Source organism: Bacillales bacterium, from assembly GCA_035700025.1.
Taxonomy (GTDB): domain Bacteria; phylum Bacillota; class Bacilli; order Bacillales; family DASSOY01; genus DASSOY01.
This window is the reverse complement of record DASSOY010000030.1, coordinates 1-3625: the sequence shown is the minus strand read 5'-3', so window position 1 is coordinate 3625 and position 3625 is coordinate 1. Positions and strand designations below refer to the sequence as shown.

The 3625-nt window shown below is 47.4% G+C and carries 5 protein-coding genes; 1 reads left to right on the top strand and 4 read right to left on the bottom strand.

The window, feature by feature from the left end:
* Positions 1 to 193: 193 nt before the first annotated feature.
* The 4 genes from VFK44_05590 to VFK44_05575 all read right to left on the bottom strand — a co-directional run bounded on the left by VFK44_05590 (position 194) and on the right by VFK44_05575 (position 2725).
* Positions 194 to 664: a GNAT family N-acetyltransferase gene (locus VFK44_05590; protein ID HET7627846.1), complete on the bottom strand. Its 471-nt coding sequence runs from the start codon at positions 662 to 664 to the stop codon at positions 194 to 196.
* A 1-nt stretch (position 665) separates the two neighbouring features.
* Positions 666 to 1352, bottom strand: coding sequence for an HAD family hydrolase (locus VFK44_05585; protein HET7627845.1), 687 nt, complete (start codon positions 1350 to 1352; stop codon positions 666 to 668).
* 54 nt (positions 1353 to 1406) lie between these two features.
* Positions 1407 to 1838 carry an NUDIX hydrolase gene (locus VFK44_05580; GenBank protein ID HET7627844.1) on the bottom strand — a complete coding sequence of 144 codons (432 nt, stop codon included), beginning with the start codon at positions 1836 to 1838 and terminating at the stop codon, positions 1407 to 1409.
* Positions 1839 to 2188: 350 nt separating this feature from the next.
* Entirely contained in the window at positions 2189 to 2725 is a 537-nt protein-coding gene (locus tag VFK44_05575; protein ID HET7627843.1) for a dihydrofolate reductase family protein, read from the bottom strand.
* 109 nt (positions 2726 to 2834) lie between these two features.
* On the opposite strand from VFK44_05575, the gene VFK44_05570 reads away from it, so the two are divergent.
* Positions 2835 to 3625 (top strand): YafY family protein (locus VFK44_05570; GenBank protein HET7627842.1); only part of this gene is annotated, 791 nt, incomplete at its 3' end.

Genomic DNA, 3625 nt, shown 5'->3' with positions numbered 1-3625 from the left:
GAAATCACGATTCATTACATCACATCGCCTTACTACAAAGCGAACAACATCGAAACCGCCAGCTATACATTCGAATTCGGCAAGAAATTCAATGTCCAGCCGGTCTATGTCGCCCTGCTTGCACTCGCCCATGAAAACAACAAACGATTGAATGGATAAAATTTCCCGGCTGCCCACGGTCGGTTTTTTTCATTCAGAGATCCTTTCGAAACCGAACGCGGTCGCCTCCGGCCCCGTCGTAATTTTTTGTAACCGAAACGCCATCAACTTTGGCATCCCCCGGCTCAATGGCAAATCCTAATTTCGTGTGAAAAGCAATCGACTTTTGATTGACAGGTGAAGTGATGCAACGAATGGTTTGACAATGCTTTTTTCGTACGGTTTTGATAAAAATTTCGTATAGTTTCCGCCCGATGTCCTGCTTTCGATAAGCCGGATCGACGCCGACAAAATGAATGTACGCTTCACTCGGGAAAGTTTGCGAAATAAAGCCGATGACAAACCCGATCACTTGTCCATTCTCCTCTGCAACGAAACTCGTATCGCGAAAATGCACGAAAAATAATTTCGGCAGCATGTCCGACATTTTCCTTCCGCCCCACCAATCATTGATGACGGAATGGATGTAATTGTAATCGAGCACTTCCACGTGACGGATGTGCATGTTATTTCCTTCCTTCAATCAATGACTTAAGCGCCTTCAAATCGTGAATCATCCATCCGCTCTGGACAGGATCCGACCTCTTCCCGCGATTTAACCAGATTCCTTGCATGTTCGCCCGGCGGCAAGACTTAATGTCCGTTACCCAATCATCCCCTATGTAAAAACAACTCGAAGGCGGCTTTCCCGCGCGTTCGCAAGCAAACGCAAAGATGCGAGGGTCCGGTTTCGCCGCGCCGGCTTCATCAGCCGTGACAATAACATCAAAATACTCGAGAATCCCGAGCTTCTCGAGTTTTCGCCGCTGTTGATCCGCATCCCCGTTCGAAATGATACCCAAATCGTATTTCGCCAAATCTTCCAGACAACCCGAAACATCGTCAAACAGCTGCCAACTCTCTTCAAAACGCGTTAAATACAGTTGGAAAATATTCGCAGCATCAGCGTCAGTAATTATACGGCCGACTTCGCCGAAAATTTCGCGAATCCGTTCGACTTTTTGTTGTTCAAAAGTCACGATTCCATCGAGAAACTTTGCGTAATGCTTTTTTCCGACCGTGCACCAAATCTTGTAGAAACCATCGCTGCTGAACGGAAATACATGGGCAAACTCGCGATGTAACGCTTGGACCGCCGTATATTCCGCGCCTTTGAAATCCAGCAGGGTTTCGTCGACATCGAAGAAAATCATCGCGAACCGCCTCCGCAATCATGAAATTTTCCTCTTTCTGGTAAAATCGGTCTTTCAACAATCGTACATATTTTGAAAATGATAGCGATATTTCGGTTTAGCCGCGGCAACAGGTTCCGGTAAATACGACAATCGTCGATTGACGGACTGAAGGTCGGTCCACTCCGCTTTTACGATATCGTTGTCCGGGTCTTCGACGCGAACTTCCCCCGCAATCGCCTTCGCTTCAAACATGAAAATGAGCGCATGTTCCTGCTTCTTTTCAATCAAAACTTCTCGGACAGAATGAAGGTTCTTGACGATGATCGAATAACCCGTCTCCTCTTTCACCTCTCGCATGAGCGCTTTCGTCAACGTTTCGTCGTCCTCCACCAGCCCTCCGGGCAAGCTCCAATAAGGCTCTCCACCATTTTTGTTCATCACAAGCAAGATTTTTTCTCCGGTGTCATCAAAGATCAGCGCCTGAACGACATTCGCTTTTTGCATCAGCGTGCACTTCCCTTCAGCCGTTATTCGTCTGTGATGTCGAATCCGGTTGCGATCCATCGGTTCCTAAACAAGCTTTCTAAATTGGCGGCAATGATTCACCGCTCCCAAGGAACAAACTTGTCTGACAGTTTCCATCATTCCGTCCACCGCAAGGAAAGTTTTTCTCCATTATTTGGGACCCTCCTCATTTGTACATCTGTTCCCTTAAGATGACTCTGACAATTCCTGCCCAGAGACAGGGTCGTAAAGGGCGTGATCCGCATTTGACAGGACCGCCCCCATATTAGTGACCATACGACCCATGCCGCCAGCCAGTACCTCTTATCCTATACTTTCACTTGCACCATTCAGTTCGGTTTCAAAACGTAATGCACTTCAGCAAATTGTTTATGGCGGTGCACATCGACCAACTTAAGCTCGTTTTCGACGTCGCACGGCAGGAACAACGGAATGCCGCGCCCAAGAATCGTCGGAGTGATTTGGATGATGAATTCATCCACGAGTTTTTCTTCCATCATCGGCTGCAGCACTTCACCGCCGCCGACTACCCAAATCTTCTTGCCTTTCCTTTGCTTTAAACCTTTCATAAATGCAACGATATCATTGTTGATAAACTTCACGTGCCCAGCTGAACCTGTCGTATTGCGCGAAAACACGTAACACTCTTTGCTTTCGTACGGAATCGTTTCTGGATCGTGAACCAAAATCTGATCATACGTTTTTTTGCCCATAACAACCGTATCAATCGTCTCGTAAAACGCGTCAAACCCGATCTCTTCCTCTCCCTCCGTTCCGAACAGCCAATCAAGTGAATGGTTTTCCCGGGCAATGTAACCGTCGACACTGACAGCTCCGTAAAAGACAAGCGTTCTCTCATGAGTCATGCAAACCAACCTCCCATTATTTTGATCATCTCCATCATACTTGTTGATTCTTGACATCAAATGTCATCTATCATTAAATAAAAGCATTCTGACACTTAAGGAGGATGCTATGAGAGGCGATCGCCTGATCTCGATTATTTTGTCCTTGCAAACCCACGGACGCATGACGGCGCAAGCTTTGGCCGAAAAGCTGGAAGTATCCGAACGAACCATTTACCGGGACATGGACGCCTTGAGTCGAAGCGGGATCCCAGTCATTGCCGCACGGGGCACAAACGGAGGCTGGTCATTATTGGACGACTTCCAGACGAATTTAACGGGATTGAAAGAATCCGAAATTCGCGCCTTGTTTGTATCCCCTTCGGCACAACTGCTGGAAGACCTCGGTTTCACCAAAGTCTCCGAAGCAGCCCGCAACAAATTGATCGCTTCCCTCCCGTCCAGCTTTCGCGAAAACGCCAAAGACGTCTGGAATCGCATTCATATAGATACGAGCACCTGGCGGAACCGGAAAGAAAAAGTCAAAGCTTTCGAACTATTGAAAGAAGCTTTGTGGAAAAACAATAAAATAAAAATGGTCTATCAACGCGCAGACGGACAAACGAACGAAAGAATCGTAAATCCGCTTGGACTCGTGGCGAAAGGAAGCCGTTGGTACTTGATTGCAGCGAAAGAAAACGGCGAAATTCGCAATTACAGAGCCGCGCGAATCCAATCGGCCGAAGCGCTCGCCGAATCGTTCGAGAGACCGAAATCCTTTGATCTCGCTCAATATTGGCGCTCATCCACGCAAGCTTTTATTGAAAACTTGCCAAGCTTCAACGTGCGAGTCGAGGTCAATCCATCGATCTTGCCGGTCCTTCAGTTCAACGGGCACTTTTCCCGAATTGTTGAAACAGG

What these genes read in the sequence shown, in the direction of transcription:
- VFK44_05580 (HET7627844.1), bottom strand. Translation starts at nt 1,838, where the DNA reads ATGCAAAAAGCGAATGTCGTTCAGGCGCTGATCTTTGATGACACCGGA.
- VFK44_05575 (HET7627843.1), bottom strand. Translation starts at nt 2,725, where the DNA reads ATGACTCATGAGAGAACGCTTGTCTTTTACGGAGCTGTCAGTGTCGAC.
- VFK44_05585 (HET7627845.1), bottom strand. Translation starts at nt 1,352, where the DNA reads ATGATTTTCTTCGATGTCGACGAAACCCTGCTGGATTTCAAAGGCGCG.
- VFK44_05590 (HET7627846.1), bottom strand. Translation starts at nt 664, where the DNA reads ATGCACATCCGTCACGTGGAAGTGCTCGATTACAATTACATCCATTCC.